Source organism: Streptomyces sp. NPDC001536 (assembly GCF_042894505.1).
Lineage (GTDB): Bacteria > Actinomycetota > Actinomycetes > Streptomycetales > Streptomycetaceae > Streptomyces.
In genome coordinates this window covers 170,095-184,396 of the sequence record NZ_JBIAVQ010000015.1, presented here as the reverse complement: position 1 = coordinate 184,396, position 14,302 = coordinate 170,095, and the positions used below count along the sequence as shown (strand labels likewise).

14 protein-coding genes are annotated in these 14,302 nt (G+C 70.5%); 7 read left to right on the top strand and 7 right to left on the bottom strand.

Features of this window, described 5'->3' with window-relative positions; translation table 11 throughout:
- Positions 1–136: 136 nt before the first annotated feature.
- The 3 genes from ACFY0U_RS34770 to ACFY0U_RS34760 all read left to right on the top strand — a co-directional run bounded on the left by ACFY0U_RS34770 (position 137) and on the right by ACFY0U_RS34760 (position 1,992).
- Positions 137–1,102 (top strand): zinc-binding dehydrogenase, encoded by a 966-nt coding sequence (locus ACFY0U_RS34770; RefSeq protein WP_388642568.1) that lies wholly within the window; start codon positions 137–139, stop codon positions 1,100–1,102.
- A gap of 114 nt (positions 1,103–1,216) precedes the next feature.
- The gene (locus ACFY0U_RS34765) at positions 1,217–1,426 is read left to right on the top strand and encodes a helix-turn-helix domain-containing protein (protein ID WP_007384656.1); all 210 of its coding nucleotides are present in this window, start codon (positions 1,217–1,219) and stop codon (positions 1,424–1,426) included.
- The gene (locus ACFY0U_RS34760; RefSeq protein ID WP_388642566.1) at positions 1,426–1,992 is read left to right on the top strand and encodes a Clp protease N-terminal domain-containing protein; all 567 of its coding nucleotides are present in this window, start codon (positions 1,426–1,428) and stop codon (positions 1,990–1,992) included. The genes ACFY0U_RS34765 and ACFY0U_RS34760 overlap by 1 nt, the downstream gene beginning before the upstream one ends.
- A gap of 60 nt (positions 1,993–2,052) precedes the next feature.
- Here ACFY0U_RS34760 and ACFY0U_RS34755 read toward each other — a convergent pair whose 3' ends face one another.
- On the bottom strand, positions 2,053–3,105 hold the full coding sequence (locus ACFY0U_RS34755) for a helix-turn-helix transcriptional regulator (protein ID WP_388642564.1): 1,053 nt from the start codon (positions 3,103–3,105) through the stop codon (positions 2,053–2,055).
- A gap of 1 nt (position 3,106) precedes the next feature.
- Positions 3,107–4,108: a DUF4097 domain-containing protein gene (locus tag ACFY0U_RS34750; protein WP_388642563.1), complete on the bottom strand. Its 1,002-nt coding sequence runs from the start codon at positions 4,106–4,108 to the stop codon at positions 3,107–3,109.
- Positions 4,109–4,258: 150 nt separating this feature from the next.
- Between ACFY0U_RS34750 and ACFY0U_RS34745 the strand changes: the two genes are divergently transcribed.
- Together ACFY0U_RS34745 and ACFY0U_RS34740 are read left to right on the top strand one after the other, a co-directional pair.
- Positions 4,259–5,110: a hypothetical protein gene (locus tag ACFY0U_RS34745; RefSeq protein WP_388642562.1), complete on the top strand. Its 852-nt coding sequence runs from the start codon at positions 4,259–4,261 to the stop codon at positions 5,108–5,110.
- 110 nt (positions 5,111–5,220) lie between these two features.
- Positions 5,221–5,400, top strand: a complete 180-nt coding sequence (locus ACFY0U_RS34740; RefSeq protein ID WP_010476542.1) for a DUF6104 family protein — start codon at positions 5,221–5,223, stop codon at positions 5,398–5,400.
- Here ACFY0U_RS34740 and ACFY0U_RS34735 read toward each other — a convergent pair whose 3' ends face one another.
- The 5 genes from ACFY0U_RS34735 to ACFY0U_RS34715 form a co-directional block, all read right to left on the bottom strand.
- Positions 5,401–5,985, bottom strand: a complete 585-nt coding sequence (locus tag ACFY0U_RS34735; RefSeq protein WP_388642560.1) for a hypothetical protein — start codon at positions 5,983–5,985, stop codon at positions 5,401–5,403.
- Positions 5,986–6,068: 83 nt separating this feature from the next.
- Positions 6,069–9,872 (bottom strand): multifunctional oxoglutarate decarboxylase/oxoglutarate dehydrogenase thiamine pyrophosphate-binding subunit/dihydrolipoyllysine-residue succinyltransferase subunit, encoded by a 3,804-nt coding sequence (locus ACFY0U_RS34730; RefSeq protein ID WP_388642558.1) that lies wholly within the window; start codon positions 9,870–9,872, stop codon positions 6,069–6,071.
- 281 nt (positions 9,873–10,153) lie between these two features.
- On the bottom strand, positions 10,154–11,260 hold the full coding sequence (locus ACFY0U_RS34725) for an ATP-binding protein (RefSeq protein WP_388642557.1): 1,107 nt from the start codon (positions 11,258–11,260) through the stop codon (positions 10,154–10,156).
- On the bottom strand, positions 11,257–11,997 hold the full coding sequence (locus tag ACFY0U_RS34720) for a response regulator transcription factor (protein ID WP_046261291.1): 741 nt from the start codon (positions 11,995–11,997) through the stop codon (positions 11,257–11,259). The genes ACFY0U_RS34725 and ACFY0U_RS34720 overlap by 4 nt, the downstream gene beginning before the upstream one ends.
- Before the next feature lie 134 nt (positions 11,998–12,131).
- On the bottom strand, positions 12,132–12,809 hold the full coding sequence (locus tag ACFY0U_RS34715) for a spermidine synthase (protein WP_388642555.1): 678 nt from the start codon (positions 12,807–12,809) through the stop codon (positions 12,132–12,134).
- A 179-nt stretch (positions 12,810–12,988) separates the two neighbouring features.
- Between ACFY0U_RS34715 and ACFY0U_RS34710 the strand changes: the two genes are divergently transcribed.
- Complete coding sequence (locus ACFY0U_RS34710) at positions 12,989–13,765, top strand: rhomboid-like protein (protein ID WP_388642553.1); 777 nt, start codon at positions 12,989–12,991, stop codon at positions 13,763–13,765.
- Between the two features lie 8 nt (positions 13,766–13,773).
- A complete protein-coding gene (locus ACFY0U_RS34705) occupies positions 13,774–14,175 on the top strand; it encodes a hypothetical protein (RefSeq protein ID WP_388642552.1) in 402 nt (133 codons plus the stop codon).
- The last annotated feature ends 127 nt before the right edge of the window (positions 14,176–14,302 follow it).

The following is a 14,302-nucleotide window of genomic DNA, read 5'->3' as shown; positions in this document are numbered from 1 at the left end:
GTGGCGTCCCGGGGTCGGCGTCGGCCGGGAGCGGGTCGCGCGGCCCGGCACCGGCGGGGTGCCGGACTGGCAAGAGGGTGTGTGTCACAGAGCTCCGCGGTTCCCCCGAGCCGCGCCGGACCCTATCGTCAAGGTCATGTTCGCCGCCTACGCCGCCCGCATCGACCGTGACCAGCCGCTCAACGGCCTGGAGTTGGGGGAGCGCCCGGCCCCCGAGGCCCGACCCGGCTGGAGCGTGATCGACGTCAGGGCCGCCTCCCTCAACCACCACGACCTCTGGTCCCTCAAGGGCGTCGGCCTGCCCGAGGACAAGCTGCCGATGATCCTCGGCTGTGACGCCGCCGGTGTCGACGAGGACGGCAACGAGGTCGTCCTGCACTCCGTGATCGGCCAGACCGGACACGGCGTCGGCCCCAGGGAGCCCCGCTCCATCCTCACCGAGCACTACCAGGGCACCTTCGCCGAGCAGGTCGCCGTGCCGACCTGGAACGTCCTGCCCAAGCCCAAGGAGCTCTCCTTCGCCGAGGCCGCCTGTCTGCCCACGGCGTGGCTGACGGCGTACCGGATGCTCTTCACCAACGCGGGCGTACGCCCCGGCGACTCGGTCCTCGTGCAGGGCGCCGGCGGTGGTGTCGCCACGGCCGCGATCGTGCTCGGCAAGGCCGCCGGTCTGCGAGTCTTCGCCACCAGCCGGGACGAGGCCAAGCGGAAGCGGGCCATCGAGCTGGGCGCCGTGGAGGCGCTGGAGTCGGGCGCGCGGCTGCCGCAGCGGGTGGACGCGGTCATCGAGACCGTCGGTGCTGCCACCTGGTCCCACTCGGTGAAGTCCCTGAAGCCGGGCGGCACGCTGGTCATCTCCGGCGCGACGAGCGGCGACCGGCCCTCGCACGCCGAACTCACCCGGATCTTCTTCCTCGAACTCAAGGTCGTGGGCTCGACCATGGGCACCAAGGACGAGCTGGAGGACCTGTTGTCGTTCTGCGCCGCCACCGGGGTACGCCCGGTGATCGACGAGGTGCTTCCGCTGGACCGGGCCCGGGAGGGCTTCGAACGGCTGGAGTCGGGCGAGCAGTTCGGGAAGATCGTGCTCACGAATTCCTGATGTGACGTGATGTGACGTGCCGTGAGGCGGGTCCGGGGCGCCGGGCCCGCCTTTCGTGTACCCGTGGTGTCAACTCTGGTTGACATGCGGCTCTTGTCAACGTAAGTTGACGTCATGACCGAAGCAACGGATCTCGCCGAGCGGGCGGGCGACCGCGATCCACGGGTCGGCCTGCGGGCCGTCGCCGCCCTGCGCCGGCTCCTCGAACAGCTGGAGTCGGTGCAGGTGCGCAGCGCGCGCAACCAGGGCTGGTCGTGGCAGGAGATCGCCGCCGAACTCGGTGTGAGCAGGCAGGCCGTGCACAAGAAGTACGGGAGGCATTGATGTTCGAGCGGTTCACGAAGGACGCCCGCGCCGTGGTGCAGTCGGCGGTGGAACAGGCCGAACGGACAGGTGCGGCCACCGTCGACGCCGAGCACATCCTGCTCGCGCTGCTCGACCGCGAGGCGAGCCGCGCGTCCTTCGCGCTGGCCTCGCTGGGTGTCGCGGAGGAACGCAAGGAGTCGGTACGGCAGTCCCTGGCCGAGTCCCGGCGCCGCGCAGGCCTCTCTCAGGCCGAGTCCGACGCCCTCGCCGGTCTCGGCATCGACGTCGCGCGGATCGTCGCCCGCGTCGAGGAGGTGCACGGCGTCGGCGCGATGTCCGGCGATCGCAAGGGCAGGAGTGGCCTGACCGGGCGCCGCCCCTTCAGCCGGGGCGCCAAGGACGTCCTGGAACGAGCCCTGCGCACCGCCGTCGCCCGCCGTGACCGCCATGTCGGCGACGAACACATGCTTGTCGCCCTCACGATCCGCCCCGGCGTCCCGGGCGAGGTGCTCGCCGACCACGGTGTGACCTACGAGTCGCTGGTCCGCGTGCTCTACGGCGACGGGGAGGCGAAGGCGGGCTGAGGCGGGGCGGGGTCGGGGGCGGTCGGACGACGCCGGGCCCATCGGCGGGCCCAAGGCGCCTCAGGCCTTCGGTGTCCGCAGTATCGCCCCGATGTGTGCCGCCGCCGTCGACAGATGGCGGCGGGCGTCGCGGAGTTGGTCCGAGGTGACGCCGTGGTCCCGGGCCGCGTCGCGGATGTCGTCCCGGAAGCGGTCGAGAAGGCGGTCCAGGTCGCGGGCCGAGTCCCCGGTGCCGTCCTCATGGGCCCAGGCCGGTTCGTAGTCGGCGGGGAAGTCCTCGGGGGTCTGCGAGTACTCGGGCGCACTCGGCGCCGACTTCGCGGCGTTCTTCTCCGCGTGCCCGTGCCCGAACCCGAAGTCCTTGCCGAACTCCCTGCCGTAGTCCCGCCCGAACTCGCCGAACTCCTTGGCCAGTTCGGTCAGCCCCTCGCGCACCCCCGTCGGCCAGTCACCCCGCGCGAAGTGATCCTGCACCTGCTCCTGGACCCGCCGCGCGATGCGCTGCACCTCCTCCTGGGCCTGGACCCGCGCCCGCTCCTGCGCCTCCTTGGCCTGCCGCCGGGCCCGCTGGGCCTCCTCGCGGGCCCGCCGGCTCTCGTCCTTGGCGCGCCGGGCCTGCTCCTTCCACTCCTGCTTGACGCGGCGCATCTCCTCCTTGGCGACGCGCCACGCCTCCTTGTCGCCGTAGTCCCCGAACTCCCCGGGGGCGCCGTCCTGTTCGCCGCCGCCGGCCTCCGAGGCGGCCGCCCGCATCTCGCGCCGCAGATCGCCCGCCGCGCCGCGCACATCGGCCCGGATCTCGGCGGCGAGCTCGGCGACCGACTCCCGGATCTCCAGCTCCAGATCGGCCAGCTCACCGCTGCGGTCGGCCAGTTCGGCGCGGCCCGCGTCCGTGATGGCGTACACCTTGCGGCCGCCCTCGGTGGTGTGGGTGACCAGGCCCTCGGCCTCCAGCTTGGCGAGACGGGGGTAGACGGTGCCGGCCGAGGGTGCGTACAGCCCCTGGAACCGCTCCTCCAGCAGCCGGATCACCTCGTAGCCGTGGCGGGGGGCCTCGTCGAGCAGCTTCAGCAGGTAGAGGCGGAGGCGGCCGTGGGCGAAGACGGGAGGCATGTCAGAGCACCTTCTTGTCGGTCGTGCCGTCGGCCGGGGTGTCGTCGGCGTCGGCCGCGTCCGCGGCGTCAGCGCCCTCACCCGGGCCGGAAACGGAATTGTCCCCCGAGTCGCTCTGTGGATCGGCCACCGGGCCTATGGGTCCCTCCTCGGGCGCCGGGTGCACGTCCGCCGGGTCCACGTCCCACGGCACGTCCTCGGCCGGCGGTCGGCGCAGCAGGGCGATCGAGCCGGAGACGGTGGTCGCCTTGAGGCTGCCGCGGCCCGCGCCGAGCCGGCCGGTGATCCGCTTGGCGCCCCACTGGCCGCCGACCCGCAGGTCCTCGAAGGCGTTGGAGACCTTTCCGCTCGCGGTGTTCGCCTCCACCTCCGCGTCCGCCGGGTGGGGGAGCCGGATGGCGATCTCGCCGGAGACGCTCGTCAGGTTGATGTCGGTCGGGCGGCTCGTCGGATCGAGGTCGACGATCATCGAACCGCTCACCGACTCCGCCTTGACCGAGGAGCCCGCCTCGACCACGGTCAGGTCCCCGGAGACGGAGTTGAAGCGGAGGTCTCCGCGCAGGGCCTGGGCCTCCAGACTGCCCGAGACGGTGTCGGCGCGGACGGGACCGGTGAGCCCGACGAGCGTGGTGTCGCCGGTGACCCCCTTGACCTCCGCGCGTCCGTCGATCCCCGAGACCACGGCCGCGGCGCCCACCACGCCCACCTCGACTTCGGTGTTGGCCGGCACGGCCAGCGAGACGACGGCGCTGCGCCGCCAGCCCTTGCGGTCCAGCCACTTGAGGAAGCCCTTCCAGGGCAGATCGTCGTAGGCCACCGTGAGGACGCCGCCCTCCTGGGTCACCGCCAGGGGCGGCCCCTCCAGCTCGGAGACCTCCAGACGGGCGGAACCTTCGTCCGTGCCCACGACGTTCACCGTTCCATTGACGATGCGTACATGGAGCCGGCTCACCGGCTCGTCGAACGTGAGCTTCCGCGGCTCCGATACGGACCACTCGGACATGGTGCAGACCTCCCCGTGACACCACACACGCCATATCGCGTCTTCCGCTATTCACGATATATCGCGGGCACGGAAAGTCAAGACACCCGTTCTGGGGACACTCGCGCCCCAAAAATGACCAAACAGTACGAATCCACCTAGCGTGTGAGCATGTCGCCGACGGAAGCCCCTCGTCCCGGTGCCCCTCGTCCCGGTCCCGCCCCGGGCGCCCTGCTCCTCTGCCGCGCGGAACCCGAGTCCGTCGCCCCGGCCGCCCAACTGCTGCGCGAACGCATGCTGCTCACGAGCGCGGGCGGGCAGTGGAGCGTCCTCGTCCCCGAGGGCAAGCCCTGGCAGCAGGGCGGCGAGCCGGTCGACCGGGTGCTCACCGGCTGGGCCACGGCACTCGCCGTCGGCGCCCCCTGGCCCGTCGTGGCCCTGTGGTGGGACGCCGACCGCAGCGGCTACACCCTCGCCTCCGGCTTCCGCCGCCCCGTCGGCTACGTCTGGCTCGCCAACGGCACCCCGGCCGGCGAGGACGAGGCCATGCGCACCTTCGCCACCCGCCTGGGCCTGGACCCGGTCCTGGACGCGCAGTCCCTGGACGCCCTCATGGAACCGGACCCGGCGGCCGACGCCCGCGCCCGCCTCCGTGGCCTCCTCGCCGTCCTCACCCGCACCGGCCTGACCCTCCCCACCGGCCTCACTCCCGGCGACCCCGCCGACCGTCTCCGCGAGGTCGCCCGCGTCCAGCCGGACGCCCTCCCGATCGAGTGGCCGGGCTGGCGGGACGCGGTCCGCGCGGAACTCGACGTCGTCGAGAGCAGCCGCCTGGGCCCCTGGCTCCCCTGGGCAGGCACCCCCAAGGCCCGCGTCCTGGCCCTCGCCCAGGTCATCGCGGGCGCCCCGCTCACCGCCCTCGGGCTGCACCGCCGCAGCGGCGGCTGGATCACGGCAGGCGTCCTGCTGCTGGCGCACGGGGCACTGGGACTGGCGTACGACCTGGCCCGCCCCCGCGACTGACGTACGCCCTGCCGGGCCGCCGTGCGACCTGGCCCGTCCCGCCACGGACGTACGGCATACCCTGAGGGAGTAGGTCCCAGGGCAGTGCCCTTTCGTATCAGGAGCGAGAGTTGTACTTCACCGACCGTGGCATCGAGGAACTGGAGAAGCGGCGCGGCCAGGAGGAGGTCACCTTCGAGTGGCTCGCCGAGCAGCTGCGGACGTTCGTCGATCTCAACCCGGACTTCGAGGTGCCGGTGGAGCGGCTGGCCACATGGCTCGCGCGGCTGGACGACGAGGACGACGAGTAGTCACTCCGGTCGGCCGGCGGCGGGCGGCAGATACCGCGGCCGCCCGTCCGGCTCGGTCACCGCGGTGAATCCCGCGCCCTCCAGCAGGGCGGCGTTCCTGGCCCGGTAGCGCCGGTTGGCGACGAGCAGGACCGGGATGAGGGCCATCAGTACGGCCCAGAGGCTGCCGCCGACGAGAAGGCCGAACTTGATCCAGGGGCCGATGGCCACCCCGGTGAAGCCGAACACGGTGAGCCCGAGCATCTGCTTCTCGGTGAAGCGGGTGGCCAGCTCGAAACTGATCCGCGCGTTCAGCACCGCGACCGCGCCGTCGTCCAGCGGCGGCAGCGCCCCTCCCTGGGCGGCGCCCGGGTATCTCATCCAGTTCTCCGCCGCACGCGCGCGTGCGGCGGTGCCGGAGGCGGGCACGACCCGGATCACGTACTTGTTGCCGAGCTGATGGGCGTTCGCGTACTGGTACCCGAACTGCTCGGCGTAGAAGGCGAGTCGAGCGAGCCCCTTGGTGGTCCCCAGGGCGGTGGTGGCCCGGACGGGCTCACCGCTGCCCATCCGTCGCAGCATCTTCCGTATGTGGCGCTTGCCCACGAACACACCCCCGTAGCGGGAAGGGCCCGGCCCCCTGACGGGGTCGGGCCCTTCTGCGGTCAATTGACCAGCTGTTCCGAGACCTACGCCTCGAACACCTCACGCACCAACTGCTCCTGCTCGGCCTGGTGACGCTTGGCCGAACCCACCGCCGGCGACGAGCCGTGCGGGCGCGAGATGCGCCGCAGGCGCTCGCCGTGCGGGACGTCCGCGCCGACCGCGAGGTCGAGGTGGTCGATCAGGTTGAGGGCGATGAAGGGCCACGCACCCTGGTTCGCCGGCTCCTCCTGGGCCCACAGGTACTTCTCGGCGTTCGGGTACTTGGCGATCTCCGCCTGGAGCTCGGCACCCGGCAGCGGGTACAGACGCTCGATACGGATGAGCGCCGTGTCCGTGATGCCGCGCTTGACCCGCTCGGCCTCCAGGTCGTAGTACAGCTTGCCCGCGACGAAGACGACCTTGCGGACCGCGGCCGGGTCCACCGTCGCGTCGCCGATGACGGGGCGGAACTGACCCGACGTGAACTCCTCCGTCTTCGACGCGGCGGCCTTGAGGCGCAGCATCGACTTCGGGGTGAAGACCACCAGCGGCTTGTGGTGCGGGTTGTGCACCTGCCACCGCAGGAGGTGGAAGTAGTTCGACGGCAGGGTCGGCATCGCGACCGTCATGTTGTTCTGGGCGCAGAGCTGGAGGAAGCGCTCGACACGGGCCGAGGAGTGGTCCGGGCCCTGGCCCTCGTAGCCGTGCGGGAGGAGCAGGGTGACGCCAGAGGTCTGGCCCCACTTCTGCTCCGCCGCCGAGATGTACTCGTCGACCACCGTCTGCGCGCCGTTGACGAAGTCGCCGAACTGCGCTTCCCACATCACGAGCGCGTCGGGGCGGGCCAGCGAGTAGCCGTACTCGAAGCCCATGACCGCGTACTCGGAGAGCAGGGAGTTGTAGACGTTGTAGCGGGCCTGGTCCTCGGCGAGGTACTGGAGCGGGGTGTACTCCTCGCCCGTCTCGCGGTTGATGAGGACCGCGTGGCGCTGGCCGAAGGTGCCGCGCTGGGAGTCCTGGCCCGACAGACGGACCGGGGTGCCCTCCAGGAGCAGCGAGCCGACGGCGAGCGTCTCGCCCATGCCCCAGTCGATCGTCCCGTCCTCGACCATCGTCGCCCGGCGCTGGAGCTGGGGCAGCAGACGCGGGTGGACGTGGAAGGTGTCGGGGATGTTGACCTGGGACTCGGCGATCCGCTTGACGGTCTCCGTGGTGATCGCGGTGTTCACGGCGACCGGGAAGTCCGCCTGCGGGTCCGAGATCGGTCCCGCGGCCGGCTGGGCCGTGATGGCCTCGCGGACCTCGGTGAAGACCTTCTCCAGCTGGCCCTGGTAGTCCTGGAGCGCCTGCTCGGCCTCTTCCAGGGTGATGTCGCCGCGACCGATGAGGGACTCGGTGTAGAGCTTGCGCACCGAGCGCTTCTTGTCGATCAGGTCGTACATCAGCGGCTGGGTGAAGGCCGGGTTGTCCGACTCGTTGTGACCACGGCGGCGGTAGCAGATGAGGTCGATCACGACGTCCTTGTTGAACGCCTGACGGAACTCGAAGGCCAGGCGCGCGACACGCACGACCGCTTCCGGGTCGTCGCCGTTCACGTGGAAGATCGGGGCCTCGATCATCCTCGCCACGTCCGTCGCGTACATCGACGAGCGGGACGACTCAGGCGCCGCCGTGAAGCCGACCTGGTTGTTGATGACGATGTGGACCGTGCCGCCGGTGCGGTAACCCCGCAGCTGCGACATGTTCAGGGTCTCGGCCACCACACCCTGGCCCGCGAAGGCCGCGTCACCGTGCAGGGCGACCGGCAGGACGGTGAAGTCCGTGCCGCCCTTGTTGATGATGTCCTGCTTGGCGCGGGCGATGCCCTCGATGACCGGGTCGACCGTCTCCAGGTGGGACGGGTTCGCGGCCAGCGAGACGGTGATCTGCTCACCGTCGAGGCCCGTGAAGGTGCCCTGGGCGCCCAGGTGGTACTTCACGTCGCCGGAGCCGTGCATCGACTTCGGGTCGAGGTTGCCCTCGAACTCGCGGAAGATCTGGGCGTACGACTTGCCCACGATGTTGGCGAGAACGTTCAGGCGGCCGCGGTGGGCCATGCCGATGACGACCTCGTCCAGGCGCGACTCGGCAGCGCTGTCGATGACCGCGTCGAGCAGCGGGATGACGGACTCGCCGCCCTCCAGGGAGAAGCGCTTCTGGCCGACGTACTTCGTCTGCAGGAAGGTCTCGAAGGCCTCCGCGGCGTTCAGCCGGCGCAGGATGCGCAGCTGCTCCTCGCGCTCCGGCTTGGAGTGCGCGCGCTCGATGCGGTCCTGGATCCACTTGCGCTGCTTGGGGTCCTGGATGTGCATGAACTCGACGCCGGTGGTGCGGCAGTACGAGTCGCGCAGCACGCCGAGGATGTCGCGCAGCTTCATCAGGGACTTGCCCGCGAAACCGCCGACCGCGAACTCGCGCTCCAGGTCCCACAGGGTGAGCCCGTGCTCGGTGATGTCCAGGTCGGGGTGCTTGCGCTGGCGGTACTCCAGCGGGTCGGTGTCGGCCATGACGTGACCGCGGACCCGGTAGGAGTGGATCAGCTCGAAGACCCGCGCGGCCTTGGTGACGTCGTCGTCGTGCGAGGCGTCGATGTCCTTGAGCCAGCGGACCGGCTCGTAGGGGATGCGCAGGGCCTCGAAGATGTCGTCGTAGAAGCCGCCCTCGCCGAGGAGGAGGTTCGCGACGATCCGCAGGAACTCGCCGGAGGCGGCGCCCTGGATGACCCGGTGGTCGTAGGTCGACGTGAGCGTCATGACCTTCGAGATGCCGAGCTTGTTCAGGGTGTCCTGGGACGTGCCCTGGAACTCCGCCGGGTAGTCCATGGAGCCGACGCCCATGATGACCGACTGTCCGGGCATCAGACGCGGCACGGAGTGGACGGTGCCGAGGCCGCCGGGGTTGGTCAGGGAGACCGTGACACCGGTGAAGTCGTCCATCGTCAGCTTGCCGTCACGGGCGCGGCGGACGATGTCCTCGTAGGCCTGCCAGAACTCGAAGAAGTTCAGCGTCTCGGCCTTCTTGATGCCCGCGACGACCAGCTGGCGGTCGCCGTTGGGCTTCACCAGGTCGATGGCGAGGCCGAAGTTGACGTGCTCCGGCTTGACCAGGGTCGGCTTGCCGTCCTTCTCCGTGAAGGAGTAGTTCATCGACGGCATGGCCTTGATGGCCTGCACCATCGCGTAGCCGATGAGGTGGGTGAAGGAGATCTTCCCGCCCCGGGCGCGCTTCAGGTGGTTGTTGATGACGATGCGGTTGTCGAAGAGCAGCTTCACCGGGACCGCGCGCACGGACGTGGCCGTGGGCACCTCGATCGAGGCGTTCATGTTCTTCGCGACGGCGGCGGCGGGGCCACGCAGCGTGACCAGCTCCGGACCGTCCGCGGACGCGGCGGCGGGCTCGGCCTTCGGCTTGGCCGCGGCGGGCTTCGCAGCGGCCGGAGCGGCAGCGGGAGCCGGGGCGGCGGCCTGCGCGGGCGCCGGAGCGGCCGCGGCGGGCTTCGGGGCCGCAGGCGCGGCGGGAGCCGGAGCGGGCACCGCAGGAGCCGCGGGAGCGGCCGGGGCGGCGGGCGCGGCCTGGGCCGGCGCGGCAGGGGCCGGAGCAGCAGTCGCCGCCGGGGCGGCGGCCGCTCCCGGCTTGTAGTCGGCGAAGAAGTCCCACCAGGCTCGGTCGACCGAGTTCGGGTCCTGGAGGTACTGCTGATAGATCTCGTCGACGAGCCACTCATTGGGACCGAACGCAGCAGCGGGGTTCTTCCCCGCTTGGTCGGTGTCGGTCGAGATGCTCGAGTTACTGGGGGACTGTGGCGACACGGCGGCAACCGCCCTCTTCCGCTTCACAAGGTGATGGACAGCGGGAATAAAGGCTACGCCCCCATGGCCGGGAAGGTCAGGCCGGGCAAGGTCATCGTCGCGTAAGTCACATCGGAAAGTGTGTTTCGGGGCCAGAAATGGCGGGAAACAAGCGTGGTTCCGCTTCAGAAGGGAAGGCGGGAGCGGGGCCCCGGACGCCGATGGCGCAGGCCTGTGGCCGATCACACGTGTCCGTCAGCGCGGACGCACATGGATCTTGTGACTCCGGTTCGAACTTTACGTCAACTTGGCAGAGATGGAAGTCCCGGAAGGGTGACAAGAATCCGGCAACCCCGCTCGGATTCGGCCACTCCGATCCGGCCGCCGTGCAGATCCACCGCCCAGCGGGCGATCGCCAGCCCGAGCCCCGTGCCGCCGTCGCTGCCGGGACCGTGCGGCCGGTTCACGGCCCCCCGGTTGAACCGCTCGAAGACGCGGTGCCACTCCGAACGGGGGATGCCGGGGCCCTCGTCGAGGACCTCCAGCTCAAGGGAGTCCGCCAGCGGTCCGCGCCGGGCCTTCACCGTCACGCGCCCGTGCGGCGGGCTGTGCTTGACCGCGTTGTCGATCAGGTTGGCCACGACCTGGTGGATCCGCTCCGGGTCCGCGTTCGCGGTCAGCTCCGGCGGGGACACGTCGAGGTGCAGATGGACGTCCGTACGCGTATGGCTGCCGGATCCGGAGGCGATGCCCGCGCGCGCGGAGGCGACCATGTTGGCCTCCTTCAGCACGCCCGACAGATACGGCCACACCTCGAAGCGGCGCGTCTTCAGTGGTACGACGCCGTTGTCGAGGCGGGAGAGGTCGAGCAGGGTCTCGACCAGCCGGCCGAGCCGCTCCGTCTGTTTCAGGGCCGTACGCATCGTCTCGGGGTCCGCGGGCGAGACCCCGTCCACGATGTTCTCCAACACCGCCCGCAACCCCGCGATGGGGGTGCGTAGCTCATGGGAGACATTCGCCACGAGTTCCTTGCGCTGCTGTTCCTGGGCCTCCAGGTCGTCGGCCATCCGGTTGATGGTCTCGGCGAGGTCGCCCAGCTCGTCCCGGCGGTTCTCCCGCACCCGGCGGGTGTAGTCGCCGTGTGAGATGGAGCGGGCCACCGCGTTCATCTCGTCCAGCGGAGCCGTGAGCGAATGCGCCACGAACTGCGTGATCAGCAGTGTGGCGATCATCGAGAACACCGTGATGAAGCGCAGCTCGGTCTTGGTGCGGACCGCGATCATCGACAGACCCGTCGTGATCAGGACCGAGGTGACGACGAGCGCACCCAGCTTGGTCTTGATCGAGAACGGGCGCACGCCGCCCCAGGGCTCCCAGGGGCCTCTCCGTCCGGACGGACCGCCGCTCATGGCGTCGGCGTCTCCAGGGCGTAGCCCACGCCGTGCACCGTGCGGATCCGCTCGGCACCGATCTTCCGGCGCAGCGCCTTGATGTGGCTGTCGACCGTGCGGGTGCCGGAGGCGTCCGCCCAGTCCCACACCTCGGCGAGCAGCTGCTCGCGGGAGAGGACCGCGCGCGGGGTGTTCGCCAGGCACACCAGGAGGTCGAACTCGGTCGGCGTGAGGTGAACATCCTCACTGCGGACCCGGACCCGGCGCTGCGCGTGGTCGATCTCCAGCTCGCCCAGGCGCAGGATGCCGCTTCTGGGCGTCGCGGCGGCCAGTGCGGCCCGCTCCACCCGGCGCAGCAGTACGTGCACCCGTGCGGCCAGCTCCCGCATCGAGAACGGCTTGGTCATGTAGTCGTCGGCGCCGACCCCGAGTCCGACCAGCATGTCGGTCTCGTCGTCGCGCGCGGTGAGCATCAGCACCGGCACCGGCCGGGCGGCCTGCACACGACGGCAGACCTCCAGACCGTCGAAGCCGGGCAGCATGATGTCGAGGATCAGCAGATCGGGCTGCCAGGCCTCGGCCGTGTCGACCGCCGCCGGACCGTCGCCCGCGGTTTGCACGAGGAATCCCTCGGCACGCAGGCGGGTCGCGATGGCCTCCACGATCGTCGGGTCGTCCTCGACCACCAGCACCCGGCGCTGTGCGCCCGGAGTGGCCGTAGCCGTGCCGTTGTGGGAGGTGTGTGTCTGCTCCATCGCCCGCCCCAAGGGTTGCTTTCCGGAATCAGTGGGGTGATCCCGCTTACTGGCTTATGCCTGCGCATGCTTGCGATTGACGCTTGAATGATCTGCGCCAGGGAAGCAGAGTACGGGGAGTCACCACGCCACGGCTATCCAGGTCGGACCCCGAGGTGCACGACGTCCGGAACGCCCCGGGCAACCGGGACCTCTTCGGTACGCACCCGTTGGAACCCGGCATTCCGTAGGGATCCTTCAAATTCCGGTGAGGGCTGCGCCGACCACACGGCCAGCACGCCACCGGGCCTCAACACCCTTGCGCAGCTGGCCAGTCCGCGCGCCGAGTACAGCCCGTCGTTGCCCTCGGTGACGGTCCAGTCGGGTCCGTTGTCGATGTCCAGGCACAGCGCGTCGTACGTGTCCGATGTCTCATTCACATAAGTGACAAGATCCGTCTCCAGAATGTCGGTGCGTGGATCGGCGAGCGCCGCCGCGGAGAGAGCGGACAGCGGGCCGTGGCGATGCCAGTCGATGATGGCCGTTTCGCGCTCCACGACCGCGATCCGGCCCCAGCGCGGATCGGCGGCGGCATGTGCGAGCGAGAACCCGACCCCGAGACCGCCGATCAGCACACCCGGCTCTGGCCGGCCGTCCAGCGCGTCGAGCGCCACGTCCACCAGCAGCCGCTCCGAGCGCCCGTCGGAGGTGTCCATCAGGAAGCACCCGTTGGCGATGATCTGCAGCAGCTCACCGTGCCGGCGCAGCACGACCTCGCCGTGCGGGCCCTCGCGACGGTCCAGGACTTCGGGGATGTCGTACGAGATGGGCATCGGCCCATTTTGGCAGTTCGGTGCGGGGTGCACAGGGATTTGTCCGGGGCCCGCCCCTGGGGAGGGATGCCGGACGGTTGTTGAGAAGTGGCTGTGAATCGGGGTCCGCGTGGCGCCGGTCACAGACACGGGGGCAGCGGAGCGCGAAGGCTGGGGTGAAACGGAAGGAGCGCCTCGCGGTGGAACGGACGGCGAAGTCTGCGGACAACGTGCTCTCCTCGCCGGGCGCCTGCTGTCCCGACGTCGGCGGTCTGCTGGACGCGGTGCCCACCCAGCGCGGACCGGCTTCGGTTCCGGATGCCGCCGAGCTCCCCAAGCCCCGCGCGCGGATCCGCCCTTGGCGCCTCCTCCCCACCCCCACCGGAACGCCGTTCACCTTCGGCTACGCCGCCGTCCTGGCCGTGACCTCCCTCGTGACGGAGTACGCCGACCCCACCCTGGTCCACTCCCTGCTCCAGGGCTCCAGCACCGACGTGGCCCACCTGGTACGCACACCGGTGCTCGTGCTGCTCGCGAGCGCGCTGTGGATCGCGGGCGGGATCGCGTCGCCGTACGTCCTCGGCTTCCTGCTGGTCATGACCGCGCTGGAGCGCCGCATAGGCGGTCTGCGCGCGGCAGGCGTCTTCCTCCTCGGCCACGTCCTGGCCACGCTCGCGACCGAGCTCCCGGTAGGCCTCGCCGTCCTGATCGGCCACCTCCCCGACAGCTCCCTGCACCGCCTCGATTACGGCATCAGCTTCGGCGTCGCGGCAGCGACGGGCGCGCTGGCGGGCCTGCTCCCACCGTGGCTGCGGTGGCCGTTGCTCGTGCTGTTCGGCGGGATGCTGGTCCAGGACCTGCTCGCTTTCACCGATCCGATGACCGAGTGGGGGCATCTGATGGCGCTGACGATCGGGGTGGCGACCTGGCCGGTGATACGGCGCCGGGCCGTACCGTCGGTGGCCGTTGCTGCGTAGGGGGACGGATGGCTGGGACTGTTCCGGCGCCGGGTGACACGCTGGAGCCGCTCCGGCGACACCTGCGGGACCCGTCGTACGGCTTCGACGTGGGGCCCGGCTGGCGGCGGCTGGTGCTCGAGTGTCATCAGGCGTTGGTCGCGGAATTCCCCGACTACGAACTGCTGGCCGTGAAGCAGAAGTTCGGGTCATTGGCCTTCCAGGCGTTTCCGCGCCCGTGGAAGCCCGGCGGCGACTGGACGGACGCCGAACATTCGCGCCTCCGTGTGGTCACCAGTGCCTTCAGCAGCCGCAGCAAGCGCATCTGCGAACGATGCGGCGCCGAGGGCTCCCTACGGGAGAGCAGGCGGATCCATCTCGTGCTGTGCGACCACTGCGAGACGCTCGTCCCGGAGCACGGGCGTCCCTGACGGCCGTCCTACGCCTTCCGCGCCGCCGCCAGCCCCCTCGCCAACGCCGGTACGCCGAGGTGTTGTTCGTCCGCCTCGGTTGCCCCGTGCAGGCGGTTCCTGTGAGTGCCGTTGCGGGTTCATGACG

Coding starts and splice junctions, on each gene's coding strand:
- ACFY0U_RS34770 (WP_388642568.1), top strand. CDS start 137: ATGTTCGCCGCCTACGCCGCCCGCATCGACCGTGACCAGCCGCTCAAC.
- ACFY0U_RS34765 (WP_007384656.1), top strand. CDS start 1,217: ATGACCGAAGCAACGGATCTCGCCGAGCGGGCGGGCGACCGCGATCCA.
- ACFY0U_RS34760 (WP_388642566.1), top strand. CDS start 1,426: ATGTTCGAGCGGTTCACGAAGGACGCCCGCGCCGTGGTGCAGTCGGCG.
- ACFY0U_RS34755 (WP_388642564.1), bottom strand. CDS start 3,105: ATGCCTCCCGTCTTCGCCCACGGCCGCCTCCGCCTCTACCTGCTGAAG.
- ACFY0U_RS34750 (WP_388642563.1), bottom strand. CDS start 4,108: ATGTCCGAGTGGTCCGTATCGGAGCCGCGGAAGCTCACGTTCGACGAG.
- ACFY0U_RS34745 (WP_388642562.1), top strand. CDS start 4,259: ATGTCGCCGACGGAAGCCCCTCGTCCCGGTGCCCCTCGTCCCGGTCCC.
- ACFY0U_RS34725 (WP_388642557.1), bottom strand. CDS start 11,260: ATGAGCGGCGGTCCGTCCGGACGGAGAGGCCCCTGGGAGCCCTGGGGC.
- ACFY0U_RS34720 (WP_046261291.1), bottom strand. CDS start 11,997: ATGGAGCAGACACACACCTCCCACAACGGCACGGCTACGGCCACTCCG.
- ACFY0U_RS34715 (WP_388642555.1), bottom strand. CDS start 12,809: ATGCCCATCTCGTACGACATCCCCGAAGTCCTGGACCGTCGCGAGGGC.
- ACFY0U_RS34705 (WP_388642552.1), top strand. CDS start 13,774: ATGGCTGGGACTGTTCCGGCGCCGGGTGACACGCTGGAGCCGCTCCGG.